Source organism: Neorhizobium sp. T6_25 (assembly GCF_002968555.1).
In the GTDB taxonomy this organism is placed as follows: domain Bacteria; phylum Pseudomonadota; class Alphaproteobacteria; order Rhizobiales; family Rhizobiaceae; genus Neorhizobium.
The window spans coordinates 154415-177384 of the sequence record NZ_PVBL01000001.1 but is presented as its reverse complement, the minus strand read 5'-3'; the positions used below and the strand labels follow the sequence as shown (position 1 = coordinate 177384).

At 61.1% G+C, this 22970-nt stretch carries 21 protein-coding genes; 11 read left to right on the top strand and 10 right to left on the bottom strand.

What is annotated here, in order from left to right:
• The first annotated feature begins 18 nt into the window (after positions 1-18).
• The 7 genes from C5L10_RS00805 (at position 19) to C5L10_RS00775 (ending at position 7641) form a co-directional block, all read left to right on the top strand.
• Positions 19-1041, top strand: coding sequence for a phosphatase PAP2 family protein (locus C5L10_RS00805; RefSeq protein ID WP_105428105.1), 1023 nt, complete (start codon positions 19-21; stop codon positions 1039-1041).
• A gap of 33 nt (positions 1042-1074) precedes the next feature.
• On the top strand, positions 1075-2772 hold the full coding sequence (locus C5L10_RS00800) for a S8 family serine peptidase (protein WP_245447880.1): 1698 nt from the start codon (positions 1075-1077) through the stop codon (positions 2770-2772).
• 456 nt (positions 2773-3228) lie between these two features.
• A complete protein-coding gene (locus C5L10_RS00795) occupies positions 3229-4488 on the top strand; it encodes an HEXXH motif-containing putative peptide modification protein (protein ID WP_172716849.1) in 1260 nt (419 codons plus the stop codon).
• 64 nt (positions 4489-4552) lie between these two features.
• Positions 4553-5269, top strand: a complete 717-nt coding sequence (locus C5L10_RS00790) for a ThiF family adenylyltransferase (RefSeq protein WP_105428103.1) — start codon at positions 4553-4555, stop codon at positions 5267-5269.
• Positions 5266-6177, top strand: coding sequence for a bifunctional 2-polyprenyl-6-hydroxyphenol methylase/3-demethylubiquinol 3-O-methyltransferase UbiG (locus tag C5L10_RS00785; protein ID WP_105428102.1), 912 nt, complete (start codon positions 5266-5268; stop codon positions 6175-6177). Before C5L10_RS00790 ends, C5L10_RS00785 begins: the two co-directional genes overlap by 4 nt.
• 867 nt (positions 6178-7044) lie before the next feature.
• A complete protein-coding gene (locus C5L10_RS00780; RefSeq protein ID WP_172716847.1) occupies positions 7045-7281 on the top strand; it encodes a hypothetical protein in 237 nt (78 codons plus the stop codon).
• A 93-nt stretch (positions 7282-7374) separates the two neighbouring features.
• Complete coding sequence (locus C5L10_RS00775) at positions 7375-7641, top strand: hypothetical protein (RefSeq protein ID WP_105428100.1); 267 nt, start codon at positions 7375-7377, stop codon at positions 7639-7641.
• 140 nt (positions 7642-7781) lie between these two features.
• Here C5L10_RS00775 and C5L10_RS00770 read toward each other — a convergent pair whose 3' ends face one another.
• The 5 genes from C5L10_RS00770 to C5L10_RS00750 are packed head-to-tail and all read right to left on the bottom strand — an operon-like array spanning position 7782 to position 12846.
• Positions 7782-8519: an ABC transporter ATP-binding protein gene (locus C5L10_RS00770; RefSeq protein ID WP_046605861.1), complete on the bottom strand. Its 738-nt coding sequence runs from the start codon at positions 8517-8519 to the stop codon at positions 7782-7784.
• Entirely contained in the window at positions 8516-9361 is an 846-nt protein-coding gene (locus C5L10_RS00765) for an ABC transporter ATP-binding protein (RefSeq protein WP_105428099.1), read from the bottom strand. Before C5L10_RS00765 ends, C5L10_RS00770 begins: the two co-directional genes overlap by 4 nt.
• A complete protein-coding gene (locus C5L10_RS00760; RefSeq protein WP_105428098.1) occupies positions 9348-10250 on the bottom strand; it encodes an ABC transporter permease in 903 nt (300 codons plus the stop codon). Before C5L10_RS00760 ends, C5L10_RS00765 begins: the two co-directional genes overlap by 14 nt.
• Positions 10247-11275 carry an ABC transporter permease gene (locus C5L10_RS00755; protein ID WP_046632091.1) on the bottom strand — a complete coding sequence of 343 codons (1029 nt, stop codon included), beginning with the start codon at positions 11273-11275 and terminating at the stop codon, positions 10247-10249. Before C5L10_RS00755 ends, C5L10_RS00760 begins: the two co-directional genes overlap by 4 nt.
• A gap of 26 nt (positions 11276-11301) precedes the next feature.
• Positions 11302-12846, bottom strand: coding sequence for an ABC transporter substrate-binding protein (locus C5L10_RS00750; RefSeq protein ID WP_371411902.1), 1545 nt, complete (start codon positions 12844-12846; stop codon positions 11302-11304).
• A 386-nt stretch (positions 12847-13232) separates the two neighbouring features.
• Between C5L10_RS00750 and C5L10_RS00745 the strand changes: the two genes are divergently transcribed.
• Positions 13233-14201, top strand: coding sequence for a mannonate dehydratase (locus C5L10_RS00745; RefSeq protein WP_105428096.1), 969 nt, complete (start codon positions 13233-13235; stop codon positions 14199-14201).
• 113 nt (positions 14202-14314) lie between these two features.
• Here the strand turns inward: C5L10_RS00745 and C5L10_RS00740 are convergent, their stop codons facing one another.
• Together C5L10_RS00740 and C5L10_RS00735 are read right to left on the bottom strand one after the other, a co-directional pair.
• Positions 14315-15883: a sorbosone dehydrogenase family protein gene (locus tag C5L10_RS00740; RefSeq protein ID WP_205837002.1), complete on the bottom strand. Its 1569-nt coding sequence runs from the start codon at positions 15881-15883 to the stop codon at positions 14315-14317.
• Positions 15884-15885: 2 nt separating this feature from the next.
• Entirely contained in the window at positions 15886-16323 is a 438-nt protein-coding gene (locus tag C5L10_RS00735; protein WP_105428095.1) for a DUF2231 domain-containing protein, read from the bottom strand.
• A 309-nt stretch (positions 16324-16632) separates the two neighbouring features.
• Here C5L10_RS00735 and C5L10_RS00730 point away from each other — a divergent pair, with 309 nt between their 5' ends.
• The 3 genes from C5L10_RS00730 to C5L10_RS00715 all read left to right on the top strand — a co-directional run bounded on the left by C5L10_RS00730 (position 16633) and on the right by C5L10_RS00715 (position 19638).
• The gene (locus tag C5L10_RS00730; RefSeq protein WP_080955010.1) at positions 16633-16884 is read left to right on the top strand and encodes a glycine zipper family protein; all 252 of its coding nucleotides are present in this window, start codon (positions 16633-16635) and stop codon (positions 16882-16884) included.
• 278 nt (positions 16885-17162) lie between these two features.
• Positions 17163-17348, top strand: coding sequence for a hypothetical protein (locus C5L10_RS00725; protein ID WP_205837001.1), 186 nt, complete (start codon positions 17163-17165; stop codon positions 17346-17348).
• A 295-nt stretch (positions 17349-17643) separates the two neighbouring features.
• Positions 17644-19638, top strand: a complete 1995-nt coding sequence (locus tag C5L10_RS00715) for a protein-L-isoaspartate(D-aspartate) O-methyltransferase (RefSeq protein WP_105428092.1) — start codon at positions 17644-17646, stop codon at positions 19636-19638.
• A gap of 12 nt (positions 19639-19650) precedes the next feature.
• Here C5L10_RS00715 and C5L10_RS00710 read toward each other — a convergent pair whose 3' ends face one another.
• The 3 genes from C5L10_RS00710 to C5L10_RS00700 form a co-directional block, all read right to left on the bottom strand.
• A complete protein-coding gene (locus C5L10_RS00710; RefSeq protein ID WP_105428091.1) occupies positions 19651-19860 on the bottom strand; it encodes a hypothetical protein in 210 nt (69 codons plus the stop codon).
• Positions 19861-20037: 177 nt separating this feature from the next.
• A complete protein-coding gene (fhuB, locus tag C5L10_RS00705; protein ID WP_105428090.1) occupies positions 20038-22038 on the bottom strand; it encodes a Fe(3+)-hydroxamate ABC transporter permease FhuB in 2001 nt (666 codons plus the stop codon).
• Positions 22022-22906, bottom strand: coding sequence for an ABC transporter substrate-binding protein (locus C5L10_RS00700; RefSeq protein WP_105428089.1), 885 nt, complete (start codon positions 22904-22906; stop codon positions 22022-22024). Before C5L10_RS00700 ends, fhuB begins: the two co-directional genes overlap by 17 nt.
• Positions 22907-22970 lie beyond the last annotated feature (64 nt).

The window sequence follows — 22970 nt, the reverse complement described above, 5'->3', positions numbered from 1 at the left end:
ATTTGGGGAGGCTGGGGCATGGCAGGGGAAGCAAATTTGGAAGAACAATCAAAGATTGTATATTTTCTAAATTCTTATAGATTTAGGGTTGAGCCGGACACGGTTCTCCCCTGCGAACCGAGGCCTGTCGAGGCCATCCCCGAGACGGTGGACCCGTCTCCCCCGGTTCCACCTGCGCCGGCCCATATGCCTGAGGAGGGCCTGTCCATAGACGAGCCTCCGTTGATGATGGCAACGATGGCAGCTGCCTCGGTCCTCAACAAGAGCGTTGCAAACAAGTCGGTGCTCAACAAGGCCACGCTGAACAAGAATAAGAACAAGAATAAAAACAAGAATAAGAACAAAAACAAGTCGACGATGGACGGCGCGAGCCTCGGCATGTCGCAACTCATCCCGGCGTTCGAATTGCGCCGATTGCACCAGCAGCCGTCGCGCAACGCGTTCACGGCCGCGCGGCGCTTTACCTGGGAAATACTCGACATCCCGCCGCCACCCGGTCCGGACTATACCCGGCTGGAGGCGGCGGTGCTGCTTTCCATGCAGCGGCGCGATCGTGAGCGGGCGAGGCGAATGCCCGACATCCAGGCCGAGGCGACCATTTCCGTATCGGAATTTACCCGCGCCTTGTATATCGAGGACATTGGCGGGTACGAACAGACCGAGGGCTTGTTTCAGGCGATCTTGACCGCCTGCGAATATGTGGGGCTTCTCTACAAGAGCCAGTTCAACAGGCTCCGGCCGAACCAGTTCGAATCCCTGTTGCGACCGCTTCTGCCCGTGCCGGTGCACGAATCCTATCCCAGCAACCATGCCTTCCAGTGTTTTTCGATCGTATTCGCTTTTTCGACGATCCTGCCTGAACATCCGGCAACGGACGAACTCGCCCGTATCGCGCAGAATGTCGCTGAAAATCGCGAATGGGCCGGACTGCACTATCCGAGCGACACGCAAGCCGGCCGGGACCTGGCGCGGCGTTTCGCTCCGTACCTCCATGACGCGTTCGGGCCGCTGTTCCAGGCGGTCCACGACGAATGGGTGTGAGGCCGATTTTATTCCTTGGGGAGAACGAAGATCATGACGTCCGCCGACATGGAAGCGCCGCAGGCCGCGCCGATGAACTACTACTATCTCTGGCATCTGACGGCGTTGGGCGTCATCGATGCCGACTACGGTTCGCCGCCGATCGTACCGCCGTCCGAAAACGAGACTGCGGCGCGTCCCGTCCCCGACCCGGAGATCGGGGGAAGCGTTTGGGATACGATTGCGGCTGCCGGTCTTATCCATCCCGCCCGCGTGGCGCTGATCGATGTTGGGATAGCGCCCGATCATCCGAATCTGGCGACCCGGCTTGACCGTGAAGCCTCGATCGACCTGACGAGCCATCGCTACGGTTCGCGTGTCGCCGAAATCCTCGATGCAACCACATCTTTCGACCGTGAAGAAAAACAGGCCTTCTTCGGGGGGCTTGATATCGCGCCGTTGGGAAATCTCGGCCTATCCAACGACGATCGCGAATATCTCGACGACATTGTCGCGGAATATGCGGCCTCGCAGGGCGTCGTGCGACGGCTGTTCCACCCGGAGTCGCTTTTTGCCTCCCATGGCACCTGCTGTGCCGGCCTGATTGCCGGCGAACCGGCCGTGGCAACGCAGGACGGCGGTGCCTCGGCTCTCCCCGAGGGCGTATTCTACGGTGCTGGCGGCACGCCATGCCCGAGCGCCAATCGCAACGTTCTTCCCTATTTCGGTGTCGATCCCTTCTCCCGGGTGATCTCGATCAGGACGTCTTTCGAGGACGATGTCCTGCAGTTCATCGCCGCATTCCTCTACGCCTATCATCAGCGCGTCGATGTCATCGTCCTGCCACGCGGCCTGCCGGACCCGAAGCGCAGTCGGGTTATTCCGAAGAACGAACTAAAAGCCGATCTCGAACGCTGGAAAAATCAGATCGCCGCCGATCTGTTCGCCCGTATATCTCTGGCCGAGCAGGGCGGCGCCGAACTGGAGCCCAAAGCCCCGCAAAAGGGATCAAACCCCGATAGGGCGTGGCATATCCTCAAGCAGCTCATCGTCGCCATCAGCCATCATATTCCGATCGTTTGCGCGGCGGGAAACAGCGGCGAGAGTCAGTTGATCTATCCGGCCAATCTTGCTGCCGATGACAACGGGATAATCGCCGTTGGCGCGGTCACCGTCGAGGGTTACCGCTCGGGATACAGCAATTACGGAGAGGGGCTTACGGTCGTCTCGCCATCCGATGACGGCGAGGTCTTCAATCGTCACCAGTTGCGCGTCGACCGCCTGTCCCCTTTCGCCGCCCAACATGACCATGAGGCATTCGGGCTGCGGGAATATAGGTATTCTCACTTCTCACTGCTGACGACCGACCTTCCGGGCGCATTCGGTTACGACCGGGGCGCGGATCCATGGTCGTCCATGGTGCCGTCCTCCACCAATCCCGGCATTGGTGGAGGTTACTACACCACGTTCGGGGGGACGTCGGGAGCCTCCGCACAGGTGGGGGGCATATGCGCCTTGATCCAGCGGGCCCATAAGACCCAGAATGGTGGCGATGCACGGCTCTCCGGCCCTTCCGTCAAGTCAATCCTCCAGTCCACGGCCCGGCTGGATGCGATGGTCGCACCGGGAATACGCGCACTGACTGCCGACTGCATGAATGCGGATGGCGAAGATGCTCTCGATATGAGTTATTTTTTCGGGTTCGGCCTGCCCGATGTCCCGGCAGCCATCGCTGCCGCATTGTCTGCGTAAGGCCGGTTCTCGGCAAAGATCACCAGAATTGAAGCCCCCTAAAAAAGGGGGCTTTTTTGTCGGCGAAGCTTCCTTTTCACGGAAGTTTAACGCGGTGCTGGCGTGCCGATGACGGGTCCACAAGAAGCTCCTCTCAACGGAAGACTAGACGGGATCGTGGTTTCAAGCCGGAGGGCCGGTACGGCCGGTTCTGGCGGCAACTAATCTTCCCTGAAGTGGCGCGCCTCATGATGAGGTTCGAAGCATCCGGGGTGAGGAGAGCTTAAGATGTCTGCTTATCAGATCGAGCCGTTGGCGGATCAGGCCAGAGCCTTGCTCCAGCGCAATCCGCTCTTTTCAAAGCCCGGTTTCGTGAATGCGGCTGCAACGGGCAACATGCTGAAACAGCGACCCCGCTATGCCCGAATTCTGGCCGCTGCTTCCGAACTTCCGGGTTGCGGAGAAAGGGTCGAGGCGTTGGCCCGCTATTTCCCAGGCCTTGCCGATGGCGGATATCATGATGCCGACGCCTTCCTGCCCACCGCAGCCTTCCTGCCCGTGCGAAGCGACCCTTACCGGTCTCCCGCGCTGGCGGCTTGGATGGATGAGCTTCAGCGGGGGCTGGAAAGCTACGTCGACGGCGCCAGTTCCGAAGTTGTGGACCACAGCCTGCAGCCTGATCTTGTGGCTGAGGACCTTGCGCTCGAACGCCGTCCTGCCCGCCGGCTTGCCTGTGGTATCGGTCTCGTCCCGATCGACAGTCTGGAAGCAAGCCGCACCATGCGCAAGCGCATCGCTCATGGCCGGCCGTCCGATCCCGGCTTCGAGCAGACCCAGATGAGCGACCACGACCTGGACCGGATCGACGATCATCTCACCAAGGCAATCGAATTGATTCCGAGCGTCGATCCCGGTGGCTATCAACGGCTCACTGCGGGCCTTCACACACTTTATATCGGCACCCGGCGCGGTGCGATAAGCTCGTTCTCCAGCTCCGGCGACCTGCCGGGGAGTGCCGTCGTGGTCCTGTCGCAGGAAAAACTGGACGCTGAAGACTATCCGGCGACCGCCGCTGAGCTTCTGCGCGAGGCGGGGCATGTCCTGCTGCGGCTGTATACGGCGGCTGCGCCGTTATCGCTGCCCGTCGAGCGGCGATACGTATCGCCATACACACACAGTTTACAGACGCTCGAAAGCATCCTGCATACGGCCTACGCCATTCCCTGGGAGTGCGCCGTCCGCATCGCATGCTTGCCTTTCGAAGCACCGCCTGAGCACCGCGCGCGGGAAGCAGCTTTTGTCATTGCGTATGCTGCCCGCCTAGTTCCGCTCATCGATATCGCCCGCGAGGGGATCGAGCGTCTGGGCGGCGATGTTCTTCTCGACCTCCGGGACATCGCCGTCATTCCATCCTGGGGCGCCGCAATCTTGGCGCTCATCGACCGGCTTTTGGAATGCGAGCCGCCGGCCCGACGCAAGGCCTATTATGCCCAGCGCCTGTGTGTCGTGGATCGTCAGGCCTGGGATCTCGGACAGGTGCTTCTACGGGGGGAACAGCCGATCGACCCGAGAATGGGCCGCCCGATGCTGCAGAGCAGCGGCGATGGTCTGAGCCTCTGGTATGATGGCCGGCTTCATATGATCCGCAAAGCGGCCAGGCAGCCTCCGGATGAGCTTGCCATCCAGGATGTCGCGCTGGCGGGGACGTCAAGTTCCACGGTGATGGAGCATGCGTGATGGGTGGGCGCGGTTCCTGTGAGTTCCCAGCAGTTCTCGGCCGGTTCAAGCAAGGTAAACGATCATGAGAGCCTTCGAATATCATACCGATCTCTTTGAGGTCATTCACGACACGGATTTCATAATTGTCGGATGCGGAGGCCTCGGCTTCCAGATTGCCTCCCAGCTTGCAGCTCTCGGAGCTCGCAATTTCTTCCTGGTGGACGGCGACCGCATCGAAGCGAGCAGCGAAGAACAAATGCGCTGGGGGGCGGCGGAAGACGCTGGTCGATTAAAGAGCGAACGGTTGGCAACTTATCTCGCCTCCCGCTTTTCCGCCGCGGCTGCAATCATGACCCAGTTCGCCGATGGGGCGGAAGCTGCCCGGCTCACTCTGGCCCGGACACGTAAACCATTCCTGATACTTGCAGAGGACGACGTTTCTCTGGCCCGCCAATTCCTGGCGGAATATCACGCGACGGCGCCGGAGCCTCCACCTTACCTGCATGTCGGCCAGATCGGACCGTTTTGTGTCGCCGGGCCATTGGTGGCGCAGCCGGACGATGCCTGCCCTTTCTGCTATTCGACATTGCCAGCATCGGCCGACACGGGGGTCGCAGCGCCGCCGTCGCCGGCCGATAACGCCCTGATCGCTTGTTTTGCGGTTTCGCAGATCGCCATCGAACGCCTTAGTCACCGCAGTTCATTGCGCGGCCATCGCTGGCTCTTCAATCCGGCCATGGGCCATGCCTCACTCCACCCCGTTTCCAAGAGCCTCGATTGCAAGGTGTGTCAGCCATGAAGACCCTCTCTTCCCAGGACTACTATTTCTCGATCGTCGCAGCTTTGAAACAGAAGAACGTACCGCCTGGCGGGGAAGCAATGATGGAGGCGATCCTGGCCGCCTTTCCCAGCGGCGCGCGCAAGATCGTCGACTTCGGCTGCAATACCGGCTGGATCAGCCGCAGGGTTGCACGGGCCTTTCCGCAAGCCGAAGTGATTGGTGTGGACGAAAATCCGGCGATAATCGAGGTCGCGCGAGAGGTGGCAGGGATGGAGGACTCGACGGCGATATTTTCCTGCGTCGCCAGTGCCGCGCTGCCAGGCCTCATATCGGAGGCAGATGTCATCATCTGCGGAGGAAGTGCTGCCTTTTTCGAGCAGCCGCTGGATCTCTACCGAATGGTAGCGAGATGCCTGAGGCCCGGCGGTCTCCTGATGGATTGCCACTATGTCTACGACGCCGATGCGCCTCCTTCTCTTCGCCAGGAGGAGAAAGAAACGTTCGGCCTGGGGTGGATGCCCGACGGACTGGACGACATCGTGTCCGTCCACGAAAATGCCGGATTGAGCGTCGGGAAAATCAAGCGGCTGCCCCGGTTCCATTTCGAAGACAGCGCTGCAGCCCGACTGGGGCGCGATATCCTGCACACTGTTCCGAAGATGCAGGAACTGGCGGAGGCAATGGCGAAACGACGCCGGCTGATCAGCAAGCTGGCGCATCACCGACACCCTTATCTGCTGATAGCGCGCGCCGGCGAACAGATCGTCTCCGACGGCGTGACGCACCGCAAACGCGCAGAAGTCCCAAGGGCGTTCGAAGCGGTCACGTCCAATCGCCATGCTTCCGTTCGCCGCCCGACCGTAGCCGGATGCAGCTTTTGGAGGGAGGCCGCAAGGGCGGTCGGCCTGCGAAGCGCATATTCATAAAACCGGGACCGACATCAACCCAATTTGTCTCCCACGCATTCCTGAGCACAGCAGGGTCGCACACAACGTCCGTCGTGGAAGCCAAGCTTTTGCGACCGGAACGTTGCGATAAAATTTTCGATCTTTGGCCATGGTTGCGCGGTTAGTCACGTCGGGAGAGCCTCCGATCGAAGGTCCGGCGCCCATTCCCTTTCAGTTGCAGCGCCTCATTTCCCATAACATCCCGCTCTCCGGCGCCGCCTGACACAATTACAATATCAAGCCCTTCACAACCAGCACCAGATGGTATCGGGAAGCCCTTAGGCATCACGAGAGATTCCCGCGTGAACTCCGAGTATAACTGTATATAAACGGAATTCACGTCATGCTTGCGTCACGCGCCGTGGCGTCTAATGCCAAAATATTTTTCGGAATATTTGTGATTATTACGATATTCTATCAGAATATCTTCTTACACTCGCCGATGTGCGAAATTCTAGTCGATGAGTCCTCTCCATTGTTTTCTCACCATCGATTTTTTACGGAAGTTTAACGCCGCGCTGGCGGGGCGATGACGGGTTCGAGAGAAAGTCTCATCACGAAAGACGGTGGAGAACACGGTCCGGCTGGCTGGCATGGCCGTCCTCGGCAGCACTCAACCGATCGGCAGGGGAACGCTCACAAACGCTTCAAGCCGGTGAGGCAGATCCTCATGCCTACTTTCGTCTCCGAAGGATGAGCTCACGGGAGCTTCGGCAACACCGTTCAACGGGCCGAGAGGAGATCCTCCAGTCATTCGGAAATCGATGACAGCGACTGCTGTCTTGCAGACTTAAAATCAAGCACGACGTCCGCAAAAGCGGGTTTCGCCAAACAATGGAGTGAAAAATGACTGTGCCTATAGAGAAGATTGCCCTCCTCATCGCTGCGGCGTGCATGGCTTCGTTTGCCGGACACGTCCTGGCCTATGACGGCCATCGGTTGACTTCGGGAAACGAGGCTTCGGTCGCCGCCCCGGCGGATGCCGCCAAAACCGAGGCAAAGGCCGATGCCACGCGTGACGTGGCGCAGGTCCGGGCCCCGACCCGTCGCGACAACCGGCTTGCCGGCGACGAACAGCAGTAGACCCCGGAAGCAAAGCATCCAAACAGTTCATTCAAGACATTGATCGGTTGGGTCGCACCAGACGCCGATCAGCCTAAACAAGGAACAACGACCATGAAAAACTCTGTCATTTCCACCATGCTCGCCACTCTGATGGTATCCACCTTTGCTGGCGGCGCTGCCTTTGCGCAGGAAGGCGAATATTATGAGGGCGCCACTTCCGACCGCGACCATCTGGCAGTCACGGCGGATTCCCTGGGCATCCCCTCGGTCGCCCGTTATGGCTATCCGCCGCTGAAGCGCGATCGGCGTCTCGATATTCCTGCGTCTCCGATGATCGACAGCGGTGACTATTACGACGGCCTAACGCGCGCCCGCTAATACCGAAGGTTCGAGTATAGAGCGCCGGGATTTCCCGGCGCTTTTTCTGTCGCTGATGGCCCATATGGTTTTGCCTGCTCCCCACCATATGCGGCTCAACGAAGTCGAATCATAGCCGGGTGAGGTGCGGAGAGGGCGGGCTACAAAAAGCTCGCGTCGAACAGTTCGCGGGAATAGCTCGCGTGGGTCACGCCCGCCTGCAGATCCTGCCTGGTGAGTTCGTCGACAAATACGCCATTCTGCATGACGAGGACCCGATCACACATGTGGGAGATGACGGACAGGTCGTGACTGACAAGGATGAACGTCAGATTGCGCTCCTCCCGCTGGTCTGCCAGCAGATTGAGTACCTCCGCCTGGATCGAGACATCGAGCGCCGAAGTCGGCTCGTCGAGAAGCAGGATCGGCGGCGACAGGATCAGCGCGCGTGCAATCGCCACGCGCTGACGCTGGCCGCCCGAAAGTTCATGCGGGAAACGGCTGGCGAAATGTGCCGGCAGGCCGACCTGTTGCAGTGCCTCCGCGACCCTTGTCCAACCGTCGCCGGCGCCCATCGACCTGATCGGCTCGGCGAGTGCGGTGCCGATGCGGTGGCGTGGATGCAGCGAGCCGTAGGGGTCCTGAAACACCATCTGGGCAAGCTTCAGCTCGTCGCGTGTCCGCACCTTGCCGACCGGCTTGCCGTCAAACGATATCGATCCAGTCCATGCGCCCTCGAGGCCGGCGAGCGAGCGCAGCACGGTCGACTTTCCGCAACCGGATTCACCGACTATGCCGAGCGTTTCGCCGCGGCTCACGGCGAAGCTGACACCGCGTACGACGTGATTGCTTTTATCCTTGGAGCCATAGACGACATCGAGGTTTTCGACCTTGATCATGGGCTGGTCTCCACTGCGATGGACTTGCGGTCGAGGACTTTCAGACGTCTGACGGGATGTTTGGGATCCGGCATCGCGGCTATCAGGCCTCGGGTATAGGGATGCGCCGCATCTTCGAGCCTGCTCAGCGTTTCGACGACGCGGCCGGAATACATGACCAGAATGCGTTCGCAAAAAGCGGCGACCATGCGGATGTCGTGGCTGATGAGGATCAGGCCGGAGTTGTTCTCCCGCACCAGTTCATCAAGCAGCATCAGAACGTCCTTGCGTACGCTGACGTCGAGTGCGGAGGTCGGTTCATCGGCGATCACGAGCTTGGGGCGCGCCAAAAGCATCATCGCAATCATCACGCGCTGGCCCATGCCGCCGGATATCTGGTGCGGGTAAAGAGAAAGGACGCGATCGGGATCGTTGATGCGCACTCTCGCCAGCATGTCGCGGGCGCGGGCAACGGCATCCTTGCCCCTGGCGCCAAGATGCAGCTTTGCAGCCTCGGCAACCTGCTTTCCAATGGTCAGGACAGGGTTCAGCGAATAACGCGGATCCTGCATGATCAGGGCGATGTCTTTGCCGCGAAGGCCTCCCATCTGCCGTTCGGTCTTTTCCAGCAACGGGCTGCCGAGGAAATCCATCTGCTCGGCGGTCACGCCGGCGCGTTGCGGCAGGAGACGCATGATGGCGCGGCCGGTGGTCGATTTGCCCGAACCGGATTCGCCGACGATGCCGATGCGCTCCCGCCCCACATCAAAGCTGACATTGGAGACGGCCGGAATGGAGTTTCGGCCGAAGCGGACGTTCAGGTCGCGAACGGAGAGGACGGGTGTTTCATCAAGATCTGGCATGGCGCGGGTCCAATAGATCGCGAAGCGTGTCTCCGGCGATGTTGAAGGCAAGGCTGGTCAACAGAATGGCGAGGCCGGGCATTACCGCGACCCACCAATAATCGAGCATGAATTTTCGCCCGCTGGAAATCATCGCGCCCCATTCCGGCAGCGGTGGCTGTGCGCCGAGACCGAGGAAGCCGAGGGAGGCTGCCGTCAGGATAATGCCTGCCATGTTGAGCGTCAGCCGCACGATCACGGAGGGAATGCACATCGGAGCGATATAGAGAAACAGGATGCGCAAGGGTGAGGCGCCATAAAGGCGGGCCGCCGCCACGTAATCCGCATTGCGCACGACGAGCGCTTCCGCGCGTGCGAGCCGGGCGATCGGCGGCCAGGCCGTCAGCGAAATGGCGACGATCGCGGTTCCCAAACCTGCCCCGAGAGCAGCGGCGAAGGCGAGTGCCAGGATCAAGGACGGAAACGACAGGACTATATCGGTGGCGCGCATCAGGATGGCATCGGTGCGTCCGCCGAAAAAGCCCGCGACGACCCCGATCACCAGGCCGATCGGGCCGACAATCACCGAGACGGACAGGACGGTCTGGATCGTGATGCGCGTGCCGTGGACGAGACGGCTGAAGATATCGCGCCCGAATTCGTCCGTGCCGGCGAGATGCGCGAAGCTCGGAGGCTGAAGCGCGTCGCTCAATGTCTGGGCTGCGGGATCGTAGGGTGCGATCAGCGGCGCAAAGATCGCGACGACAACCAGGATGGCGAGGATGATGAAACCGATCATGCCAAGCGGCTCGTCGGCGAGCTTGTGCAGAATGCGGGAGGTCGAGTTCCATATCCTGGTGCCGATTGCCGGGGGACGGATGATGGCGTCGTCCTGGGCGATATTGCTCATCGTGCGGCCTCCCGGGTACGCGGATCAAGAAGCGCGTAGGCAATGTCTGCAACGAAATTCAGGAACATGAAGATGAAACCAACAATGATGGTCGCCGCGAGGATTGCGTTCATGTCGCCGATCATGAGGGCGTTGGTCATGTACTGACCGATGCCCGGCCATGAAAATACGATCTCCGTCACCACCGCGCCTTCCAGAAGGTTGCCGTAGGAGATCGCAAGGACCGTGATCAACTGGACGGCGATATTGGGCAGGACGTGGCTGATGACGGTGCGGACCGGACCGACGCCCTTGGCGCGCGCGGCGATGACATAGTCCTGATTGAGCTGCTCCAGCGTGAACGCGCGGGTCATGCGGGTGATATAGGCCATGGCCATATAGGCCAGGATGCAGGCCGGCAGGATGATGTGCGACAGGGCATTCCAGAATATGTCCGTCTCGCCTTCGAGCAGGCTGTCGACGAGCATCAGCCCGGTAGTCGGCTCGATCAGGCCTTCGTAGAAGACATCGACGCGGCCCGGCCCGCCGACCAGATTGAGGCCGGCGTAGAAGATGACCAACCCCACGATACCGAACCAGAAGACCGGGATCGAATGTCCGACCAGCGCGAAGACGCGGGCGAACTTGTCGATCGCGCTATCCCTGAAAAGACCGGCCGCCAGGCCGAGAGGAACGCCGATCAGGGTGGAAATCAACACCGCGAGTGTCGCAAGTTCCAGGGTTGCCGGGAATGCCTGGGACAGGTCCTTGGTGACCGGGTTGCCGGTCAGGATGGCTGTGCCCATATCGCCGTGCAGCAGTCCCCAGACATAGACGAAGAATTGCTGGTAGAGCGGCAAGTCGAGGCCAAGCCTGACGCGCATGGCCTCGTAGGCTTTCGGATCGGCAAGTTCGCCGACGATGGCCCCGACCGGATCGGTCGGCATCACGCGGCCGATCACGAAGGTGACACACAACAGGATGAACAGGCTGACGATCAGATGGAGAAGTCGTCGTCCCAGCTCGCCTAACGAAAGTTCCTTCATGATCGGCTGCCTGACCTGACGTTAAGTTACTTATCGGTCTTGGTGACACCTTCGAGACGTGTCGTCTGGCTCGGATGCCCGACATAGCCCTGCACGCGGCTCGTCAGGACGATCGGTTCGTAGCGTTCGAAAAGCGGCAGAACGGCAGGTTTCTGGGCAACGAACATTTCCTGCATCTGAACGTAAAGCGCTCCGCGCTTCTTCGCGTCCGGCTCCAGTGCAGCCTTGGCGGTGATCGCCGTAAGCTCGGGAATGTCCCAGCCGGAACGCCATACGAAGTTGCCGGCATTGTTGGCCTTCAGCGAATTGTCCGGATTGCTCGAAAATTGCTCCATCGCGCCCAGGACATTCGGCATATAGGCCCCTGTCTGCGGGATCAGGAGATCAAAATCTCGCGCTCGGTGCGCGGCGATAATATCCGCACCATTGCCCTGCATGATATTGATCTTCACGCCGATCTGACCGAGCGAGGCCTGGATCGCGGTTGCAAGATCGATGCGCGGCGTCTGGGCAATCGTCTTCAGGTTCAGCGTGAAGCCGTCCTTGTAACCGGCTTCTGCCAGCAGGGCCTTTGCCTTTGCCACGTCCAGCTTCCAATCCGGGCTCGGAATGGCATATTCGAAGTTTTCCGGAACCGGAACGGTGCGTGCCCGGCCGTATGGCCCCATGATCGCCTTTTCCATGCCCTTGTAGTCGATGCCATAGGCAATCGCCTCGCGGACCTTCGGATTGGAAAGCGGTTCCTTGCCGGCGTTCATCGACAGGACATAGAACCCCCCTGTCGGGACGCGCTGGATTTGATAACCCTGCTTGCCGTTAAATGTCGCAAGGTCGGTCGCGGTCAGTGCGCTGGCGATGTCGATATCGCCACGCTCGAGCATCAGCCGCTCGACCTGGCTTTCAGGCACATGGCGAACGACGACGCGGCGCATCTTCGGCTGCCCGGCGACGTAATTCTTGTTTGCGTCGAGGATGACGATCTCGTTCGGCGTCCACTTGTTCAGCGTGAAAGGGCCCGAGCCTGCCGAATTGGTGCGCAACCATGCATTGCCCCAGTCGTCGTTGACGACATGGCTCTTCAGTTCCTTGCTGTCGACAACGCTCGCGATGACCATCGCCAGGCGATAGAGCAGGAGTTCCGATGTGACCTCGCCGGACAGGTCTACGCGGACGGTCTTCTCGTCCGGCGCCGTCACCAGCTTTTCAACGTTGCCGCCGTTGTAGCCGACACGCTTGAGATTGGCGGCCGCGGCCTGGTCGAGCTTCAGGAGGCGGGTGATCGAGTATACCACGTCCGCGGAGGTGACCTGGTTGCCCGAGGCGAATTCCGCCTTGCGCAGATGGAACGTGATCCCCTTGTCATCGATCTCCCACTTTTCGGCAAGTTGCGGGGAAACCTTTCCGGAACCGTCGGTCGAAACGAGGCGATCGTAGAGGTTTGCCATGATCTCGTTGGCCTTGGCTTCCGTCGCCTGATGCGGATCCAGCGAGAGAACCTGGGCAAGCGAAGTCGCAATGACGAGCTGATTGGCCGGCGTCTCGGCAAAGGCCGCTGGCGTGCCGAAAGACATGACGGCAAAAGCTGCGCCAACGAGCAATCGGGTGCAAAGGTATTTCATCGTAACTCCTCCCAGAGTGAACCAAGGACATAGCCCGGTTGTTCAAATGTTGTATGATGACTTAGCCAACTTTTCCAGGGATGGCAAGCTTGCCGCAGGAGCTCTCCGCAAGCCTCCTTTTTGGCGAGTGGCGTGGGTAAACGACAGATCTTTTTGATAATGCGCATTATCAGTCGATTTTCTGCTGATCCCAAGACGGATTGGGAGATGGCAGCCCGCTGTAAAAGTATGGCTCCGCCCACCGATCTCCCACGGTCTGTCGCACGAAGATGCTCGACAGCCGGTCAAAAATCATATTAGGTCGTATGATATATGATACGCTCAGGGAGGATGTTAAAATGTACGTGGGCACCCAAGTTGGCGCGAGAGACGATGACGACTACCGCGTTTTCGCTCAGTTGGGATTGAAACACATCTGCGCAGATCCGCCCGGCGCGCCGTCGAGCTGGAAACTGGAAGATCTCGAGCGCCACCGCGACAAGATTGAAAGCTTCGGGCTCATCCTCGACATGATCCAGCTTCCGCTTCCGTCGCAGCCCATCGAGAAGGCATCCTATCCGGATATCCTCCTCAAGGGTCCCGATCGTGACCGGCAGATCGACGCGGTATGCAGGTTGATCGAGGAGACCGCCAAGGCCGGAATCCCGTCGGTGAAATACAATCTCAACCTGATCGGCATCCCGCGTACGGAGATGGAACCCGGCCGGGGCGGGTCACTGAACGAAGCCTTTCGATGGGACAAGGCCGACCAGCAGGCCGAGCCAGGCCTGGCGGGCGTGTTGTCCGAGGACGAAAACTGGGAACGGATCGACTATTTTCTGGAACGCGTAGTGCCTGTCGCAGAGAGCAACAAGGTGCGACTTGCCTGCCATCCGCATGACCCTTACACCCCGCCCGGCTATAAGGGCGTTACGCGTGTGCTCGGCACCGTCGAGGGTCTGAAGAAGTTCGTGCTCATGCGCGAGAGCCCCTATCACGGTCTCAATTTTTGCCAGGGCTCGATCGGCGAGATGTTGGAGAACCCCGGGCAGGAGATAGACGATATCATCCGCTGGTTCGGGACACGCGGCAAGATTTTCAATGTCCATTTCCGTAATATCGCGGGCGGAAAGCTCTCCTTCATGGAAACTTTTCCGGACGAAGGCGACATGGACATGGTGCGCTCTCTCAAAATTTATAAAGAGGTGGGTTATCGTTATATGATCATGCCGGATCACGTTCCCAGGATAAGCGGTCGCGATCCCACGGGCGTGGCCTTTGCGTTTTGCTACGGCTATATAGCGGCCTTGCTCGAAGCCATGAAATAGCGAGTTTGACGGTCACTCATGCGCCGCGTCGTTGACTCGAAGCCGCCGAGCCCGGCGGCTTCGATCCCCAAGGGTTGCTGCAGGTTCCGTCTTTCATCTCGCCGCCTAGCTCGTTAAGGGCCGGTCGCCGGAGCGATCTGCATCTGGGCGGGTACGAACTTGTCCGGTTGGCCGGAAAGCGGCTCCTGACCGGTCAGGCGCTCGTCGGCAGACGTGGGAGGCCGCGCGGTTTGCGTGGTCGACGCGGTGATTTCCGTTCCGATACCGGATACTCCATCGGGCAGTCTGTTGGTCTTCGCCGGCGATGACAGTTGCTGATTGACAGACACCTGGTCCGTGCCGATCGGTTGCGGCGTGACCCGACCGTCTGATGAAGCAACGCGCCAGACGGTATTGCCGGCGTCATCGGCGACAAGCAGAGCTCCGGTCCCATCGAACCCGACGCCGACCGGCCGTCCTTTCGCCTGATCACCCTGGATAAAGCCTGTGACGACGTCCTGCGCCTCGCCAGATGGCTTGCCATTCTGGAACGGTACGAAGATGACTTTGTAGCCATTGAAGCTGTCCCGGTTCCAGCTGCCGTGCTCGCCGATGAAGGCGCCGTTGGCGTATGCAGGGGGCAGGGCGGAATTCATCGAGAAAGTCAGTCCGAGCGCCGCGACATGGCTGGACAGGGCGTAATCCGGCTGGACTGCCTTTTCGACCATGTCGGGACGTGGCGGATGAACGCGAGCATCGACGTGGTTGCCGTAGTAGCTCCACGGCCAACCGTAGAAGGCGCCGTCCTCAACCGAGGTCATGTAGTCGGGAACGAGGTTCGGGCCGAGCTCGTCGCGCTCGTTGACGACGGTCCAGAGCGCACCGGTTTCGGGGTTGAAGGCGAGGCCGTTCGGATTGCGCAGACCCGAGGCGAAAACGCGGGCGGCGCCGGTCTGCCGGTCGACCTGCCAGATCGCAGCACGACCCTTTTCTGCTTCGAGCCCGTTCTCGACGATGTTGGAATTCGACCCGACCGAAACATAAAGCGCCCGGCCGTCGGGGCTGAGGGCCAGATCTTTTGTCCAATGATGATTGATCGGGCCGCCGGGCAGGGGCGTCAGCGTTTTCGGCTGCGCGGTGATCTCGTTCTGGCCGAGTTCGTAGGGGTAGGCAAGGATGGCGCTCGTCGTGGCGACATAAAGCGTGTTGTCTATCCAGGCGAGGCCGAAGGGAGAATCGAGCTTCTTCAGGAGGTCACGGCGTTCATCAACCGTGCCGTCGCGATTGGTGTCACGTAGCAGGGTGATGATATTGCTTTCATTTTGTTCACCGCCGCCGCCGTGGGCGATCGACATGATCCAGTCGCGGATGAAGTCCTTTGGCCGCGAGGTCGGCTCGCCGGCGGGACCGCGGGACTGGACGACGAGCACGTCGCCATTTGGCAGGGTATGGACGGTGCGGGGATTGGCAAGATCCTTGGCATAGGCCGTGACCTTCAGGCCATCGGGAATGGCAGGCGCCTCGCCGTCCTTCCAGCCGATCACTTCCGCGACCTTCAGATCAGGTATCAGGGAAGGAGACGGGTCAGGCAGAACCGGATTCGGGCCGATCTGCTGGGACAGATCAAATGTGATTTCCTGCGCCAACGCGCCGAACCCGAGGGAAAGCGACAGAACCGAGGTGCTGAGAATAACGGACCTCATGATCATATTCTCCAAGCCAATCTGGCATATTTGCGGGCGGAAACGGCGGCAGCCACCAGGCAAAGCGCGAATGTGACGGCGGAGAGCGCCAGCCCATAAGGAACCACGGCGGTCCATCCGTCGCCGGCATGGACGAGGCTGTTGAGGACCGCAAGGGCGAGGATCATCAGGTAGAGAAGCGCCGACGGGAAAGCCGGCCGCAACGGACGGGTGCGGGGCCGCGCGAGGTCGATGAGGCCAGCCAGGACGGCAATCACGCCGAACGCCAGGCCGGCGCACAACAGCCATGCCGAGAAGTTCTGCCACATGAGGTTGTTGCTCTGCCAGAAGGCGATATCGGTTGCCAGCGCAAGCGTGAAGCAGACGAAAGGGAATGGGACGAAAAGCGACTGCATCGGATAGGCGGCCGCGTCTCGATCATTGGAGGAAAGTACAGCCATGGCATGCTCCCAGGGGCAAGAGCGCAAAATATGCCATTCAACCCGCGGAGGCAGGGATGGTTCCGTTCCGAGGTCGCACCGTTGAAACGGAAGTCTTTTCGGGCGTAGAGTCCTGCCAACCATTGTGGACGGGGCAGATAACGGCCTTTGTCAGCCTTGAAGAAGCAGCAGCCTTCGCCGGCGGAGCCTCCCTCAATTGCTCTGGAACTTTTACGTTGGAACTTTCTGCATCGGGCTTGGTTCGAGGAGCCTAGCGCGACGTTCCAGCCAAAGCCGACACTCGGCGTGTCGCGCCGAACGGAGGTTCAGATGAAAAAGTTTTTCGTCATCGGGTGTGTAGGATTGTGCCTCACGGCTTGCACGTCGACTGAACGTGGGGCGGGAATCGGCGCTGCCACGGGTGCCGTCGTCGGCGGCGTGGCAACCGGTAACGTGCGCGGCGCCGCGGTTGGTGCGGCCGTGGGTGGCGTGTCCGGCGCCTTGATCGGGAATGTCGCGGGACAGCCCGGCCGCTGCTACTACCGCGATCGCGATGGGAACCGCTACGTCGATCGATGCTGAGTTCTTTCCGGCCGTCGCCGGGCAGGCTCGATGCCTCGACGATGCTCGCGAGCAATACAACACGCGTGGATTCGGGTTCACGTCCATGACCAACGGACGCGGCCTCAGCGGTTACTGAGACCGCAAGCACTTCAACGATTCCGCATCGCAGCCATGCCGGCGACAGCCATTCGCTTTAGCCGTTGACGGCGGACTTACAAACTATGGGGTAAGCCATGGCCTCCGTTGAGAATATTGGAAACGAGCCGATCGGAAATTTGGTAGCCAGGATGGAGACCATGACCGAGGAGGAGATTTTCATCACCATGCGTCAGCTGGAATTTGCGAGCGAGGCAGCGCGGGAAGAGGACCGCGACAACATCCTTGCCAGAATTGCCCTGGTAGAGAGTGAGATTGAGCGGCGCTATCCGGGGCAAGTTCTGGCGCCATATCGTGAATGGATGCGGCGCGGGATTGTCCGCTAGCCGAACCAACCGGCAGTGCCGCCTGAGGAGATCAGTTATGGAAGAGAAGCAGGAGCAGCGTGTACCGCCTGAGCCGGGGACGGATGACGCAAGGTGCGCGGACACGGAGCGGAGCCGCAGGGAACGGGAGGCGGCAATGGAAAAGGCTGTCCGAGCGACGGAGAAGATGCTGCAGGACGAGAGACGATCTTCGCGCGACGCTCCGGGCGCGCCTCGATCGTCACGCCCTTACTGAATGCGGCACCGTTGCCTGGCGGGAACGATCGAGAGGTGAGCAGAAGGGAAGGAGGCCTTGATGGTCGACTACCAGCGCATGCGCGATCACATGGCCGAGATTCACATAAGGCGACGTGGAATAAGGGATGAGCATGTCCTCAATGCGATGCGTGCCGTGCCGCGAGAGCGCTTTGTCGCCGAAGGCATGGCCGAATTCGCCTACGAGGATGCGCCTCTGCGCATAGAGGAGGGGCAGACTATTTCGCAGCCCTACATCGTCGCGGCGATGATCGAGGCGGCGGAGCTGCGTGCGGGCGATCGTGTGCTCGAGGTCGGAGCCGGTTCCGGCTATGCGGCAGCGGTGATGGGCCAGATCGCGGAGCGTGTCTATGCGATCGAGCGCCACGAGCCCTTGGCCGCGTCGGCAAGGCAGCGCCTGGCTGATCTCGGCTATGACAATGTCGAGGTTCTTGCTGGCGACGGCACTCGAGGACTTCCCGATCAAGCGCCGTTCGACGCAATTGTGGTGGCCGCGGGCGGTCCGGCGGTGCCGGAAGCGCTGAAGGAGCAGCTCGCAATCGGCGGGCGGCTCGTGATCCCCGTGGGCGGGGAATTTAGCCAGACGCTCTGCAAGGTTATCCGGCACACGGCGACCAGCTATGAGGAATCGAATCTCGGGGCGGTGATGTTCGTGCCGCTTATTGGGGAGCAGGGCTGGGCCGAGGATGGCCGGCGTTCCGCGAGCAACCACAAGCCGGGCATTTGTCGCAAGCAGAGCCTGCCGGCAATGATTGCCGAGGCGGCCGAAGACCTGCCGGATTTCGACGATCCAGCATTCGGCCGCCTGTTCGACCGCTTCGGCGACCGACGCGTGGTCTTGCTGGGGGAAGCGAGCCACGGGACCGCCGAATTCTATCGAGCCCGTGCCGCGATCACGCGTCACCTGATCGTCCATCGGGGATACACGATTGTCGCGGTCGAGGCAGATTGGCCGGATGCGGCGAAAGTTGATCGATACGTCCGACACCGACCCGCGTCCGAACGTGAAGAGCCTCCGTTCCAACGCTTCCCGACCTGGATGTGGCGCAACACGGAAGTTCGGGCACTGACCGAATGGATGCGGGAGCATAATGCAGGTCTCGATGCCATGGAGGAGCGGGCGGGCTTCTACGGGCTCGACATCTACAACATGTCCGGCTCGATCGGGGCCGTGCTTGACTATCTGGATCGGGTCGATCCGCAGGCGGCGGCTGTGGCGCGCGAGCGCTACGGCTGCCTGACGCCCTGGCAGCAGAACCCCGCGACCTATGGGCGGGCGGCGCTCAGCCGCGGTTATGCCGAATGCGAGCAGGCGGTCATCGAGCAATGCCAGGCGCTGCTGCGCAGGCGGCTCGACTATGCAAACAACGACGGCGACGCCTTTTTCGATGCCGCCCAGAACGCCCGGCTGATCGCGTCCGCGGAGCGCTACTATCGGATCATGTATTATGGCGGGGCGGAAAGCTGGAACCTGCGGGATACCCATATGTTCGAAACGCTACGGCATCTTCTTGATGCCAAGGGGCCGGATGCCAAGGCGATCGTCTGGGCCCATAACAGTCACATCGGCGATGCCCGGTCCACCGATATGGGCGCGATCCGTAACGAGCTCAATATCGGACAGCTCTGCCGGGAAGCTTTCGCAAGCGAGGCAGCACTTGTCGGTTTTGGCACGCATACCGGCACGGTGGCCGCCGCGCACGACTGGGACGGAGACATGCAGGTCATGCGCGTCAATCCCTCCCGCCCTGATAGCTATGAGCGGCTGTGCCATGAGGCGGGTAAAAACCGGTTCCTGCTTGATCTTTCGCCTGCCCAGCACGAGCCGCTGAGACGCCGCCTCTCGGAGCCTCGGCTTGAGCGCTTCATCGGCGTCATCTACCGGCCCGACACGGAGCTGTGGAGCCACTACAGCCAGGCAATCCTTCCCGAGCAATTCGATGCCTATGTGTGGTTCGACGAGACCCAGGCGGTGACGCCGCTCGGACCGGAGCACCATCGAGGCGTGCCGGAAACCTATCCGTTTGGCGAATAGGCTAGCTGCTGTTCAGAAGGAACGAGACGTGGCAAGCAAGCCGGCCGCCTCGGCGAGTTTTTCAGGATCCTTGAGGCCGCGGCAGTAAAGGTCGTACACGATAGGTGCGACTGAATCGGCGCTGCGTTCCGATTTTTCGGCTGCAACAATGACAGCGTCCCGGAGGAGGGAAATGTCTCCCATCGTCATTGCACGCGCTGGAAAAGGATTGTGATACGTCATATCGGCCTCCTTGAAGCGGCGGATTCTAATCCCCGGGAAGCGCTTTTTCCACCGATAATGACGTCCTGCCGCCTTCTGTGCGGTGCCGTACAAACCTTCACCCGGGCGAGTATCAAAGATGGCCGAGGGCCCAGGGCCACACATCGACGCGGCCGGATAGGGCGAAGCGTTAGGCCACTACGGGGAACGTTCCTTTAGCCCAAGCAGCCAGAGAAGATAAGGTCCGCCGATCAGCGCCGCAAAGAGGCCGACCGGGACCTGATAGGGATAGATGACGACCCGCGACAGCCAGTCGGCCACCATGAGCACGCCGGCGCCGATCAGGATTGCCGCGGCAAGCTGGTGATGCAGCTTCTGGAAACCGATGAGCCGAGCGAGATGCGGCGCGATCAGGCCCGTCAGACTCAACGGGCCAACGAGGAAAGACGAGATAGCGGTCATCAATGCCGCAAGGACGGCGAGCACAAGGCGTGACGGCAGGACGCGAAGGCCGACGCTGCGGGAAAGGCTAGTCCCGAGCGGCAGGATGGTGAGCCAGCGGATCATGAAGAAGAGCGGCGCGGTCAACACCACGAGAGCGATCATCGCCGTCGAGGCTTCGAAGATGCCGGCGCGATTGGTCGATCCGGCCATCCAGGTGAGCAGAATATAGCTGCGCATATCGCCCTGGGCGAGCACCATGCTGACGATCGCCATGCAGAAAGCGCTGATGGCGATGCCGGCGAGCAGCAGTCGTTCGGCCGAAAAACCGGAGCGGCCAGCAATCGCGATCATCACCAGGAAGGCGGCGAGCGAGCCGATCGCCATGCCGAGAAGCATGATGGCCGGCGATGGGATGCTGAACAGGAAGAGAGCAACCGTCAGCCCGGCACCACCGCCGCTCGAAACACCGAGCACTTCGGGACTGGCGATCGGATTGCCGGTCACGCGTTGCATGATGAAGCCGGCTGCTCCGAGCATGGCGCCGGCACCGCCGGCCGCCAGGATACGCGGCAGACGAAACGGCAGAAGCTCGGAAAAGAGCGGGCCGATTGCGACGCTCCAGCCGTGATCCGTCCGACCTAGCGCGAGTACGAGGACGAAGATGGTGAAAAGCGCCAAGGCAAGTAGCGACAATGCGCCAGCAGGATTTCGAAGCTGTCGATCGGCGGCGTCGGCCGTTGCGGTCACGGCAGAAAATCCGTGGACGCGCGGCAGGAGCAGGAGAAGTAAAGGCCCGCCGAGCAGCGCGGTTGCGGCACCCGCCGGCACCAGATCGGAGAAACCCGGTCCAAGCAATTGAGTCAGGCAATCGGACAGGAAAAGCACCGCAGCTCCCGTGAGAGGCGCGGCCATCATCACCTGTCCGGTGGTTCGTGCCCCGCAGAACCTGGCCATAGCGGGTGCAGCGAGCCCCAGGAAGCCGACGATGCCGACTGTCGCCGTGACCGAGGCGGACAGCCAGACGGCGAGGACGAGGATCGAAAACCGGATACCATGCATCGCGACACCGAGGCTTTTGGCACTGGAATCGTCAAGCGCCAGCACATTCAGGGGCCGCAGCAGCAGTGCCCCGGCGAGGATGCCCGCCGCAAGCCGTGGCGCCAGCGAGACGACACCACTCCAATCCTGCTGGTTGAGCGCGCCCGCACCCCAGATATGGATCGACATGGCATATTCGCCGCGCGCCAGAATCAGCATCACGCTGAGCGAGGCTGCGATCAGGCTGACGATCATGCCGGAGAGCGCCACCGTGACCGGATCGAGCCCGCGCCGCCAGCTCAGCGCCAGCACGATCGCCACCGCGGCAAAGCCGCCGGCAAAGGCGAGCAGCTCGCGGGAGAGGCCGGTCAGAAGCGGCAGAAAACCAAGGCCGAGCGTCAGCGCCAGTTGTGCTCCCGAGGCGATGCCAAGAGTTGACGCATCGGCGATCGGATTGCGCAATACCCGTTGCAGCAGCGCACCGGAAAGACCGAGCGCTGCACCGGCGATCAGCGCAATCACGGCACGAGGCAGAAGGCTGTTCCACAGCAGGATCGCATCGAGCGCAGCCGCAGTCGCCGCTGCCCCGGGAACGTGCGGGCGAAATGCCAGAAGCAGAGTGAAGGAGACAACGCAGGCGATGCCGAGCACGGCTGCAGGAAGAACGTGGGGCAGGCCTGCGCCCATGGGCATCGGGAGACTAGCCGTTGCGGGCATGGGAAAACCCTTCCGCCAGGAAATCGGCAAAACGGCTGGCGGCCGGCAGTGCCCCATAGGGGTTGATCGATTCGACCGTCAGTACGCGGTTTTCCCGCACCGCAGGCAGGGCCTTCCAGAAAGCGCTTTCGGTCAGCGTCGCAAAGGCCTCCTCCGGATGCGGAGGAATGAGGACGATCCAGGCCTCGGGCATGGAGGCTAGCGTCTCGATGCCCATCGGCGCCATGGCCGAATAACTGGTGGCGCCCGTCCAGGCATTGACCAGCCCGACGCGTTTCAACACTTCGCCGAACATGCTGTCGGAACCGAAGACGCGGTAATGGCGCGCATCGCCGAGGTTGATCGGCAGGATAGGTCGGCCGTCACCCCTGGCAAGGAGGTTCTTGTAGCGATCGAGCCGGGCAGCGAGTTCTTCGACCATCCTGCGGGCCGCCGGCCGCCGCAAGCGCTCGCCGATCGCCAGCGTTGCCCGTTCTGCAAGGATGTACGGGTTTTCACTCGGCTTGTAGATCGAATGGGTTTCGACCGGCGCGATCCAGCTCATCAGCGGATCGGCCCAGGCATAGAAATTCGAGTTGAGGATAAGGTCCGGCCGGGCAAAGCGCAGCACCTCGAAATTAGGCGTGCCGCGCAGGCCGAGATCGGCAACGCTCTCAGGGACATCGGGCCTGATCGCAACCTGGCGGAACTGGCGAAGCTCGGTCGCCGCCACGACATTGGCGCCGATCGCAAGCAGCGTTTCGAGAAGTGCCCAGTCGAGCGTTGCAACCCGCGGCCCTGTTTCCTGCGCCCGCAGAGTGCGCGCCGCCGCCAAGGTGGCTGCGGCTGAAAGCATGGTTCTGCGGGTAAATTGCTGCACTCTCGGCATGTCTCCAAAGGGATAGGAAGGCCCCAGCCGGGCCTTCCTGCAGAACGTGTTTCAGATCGTCGAA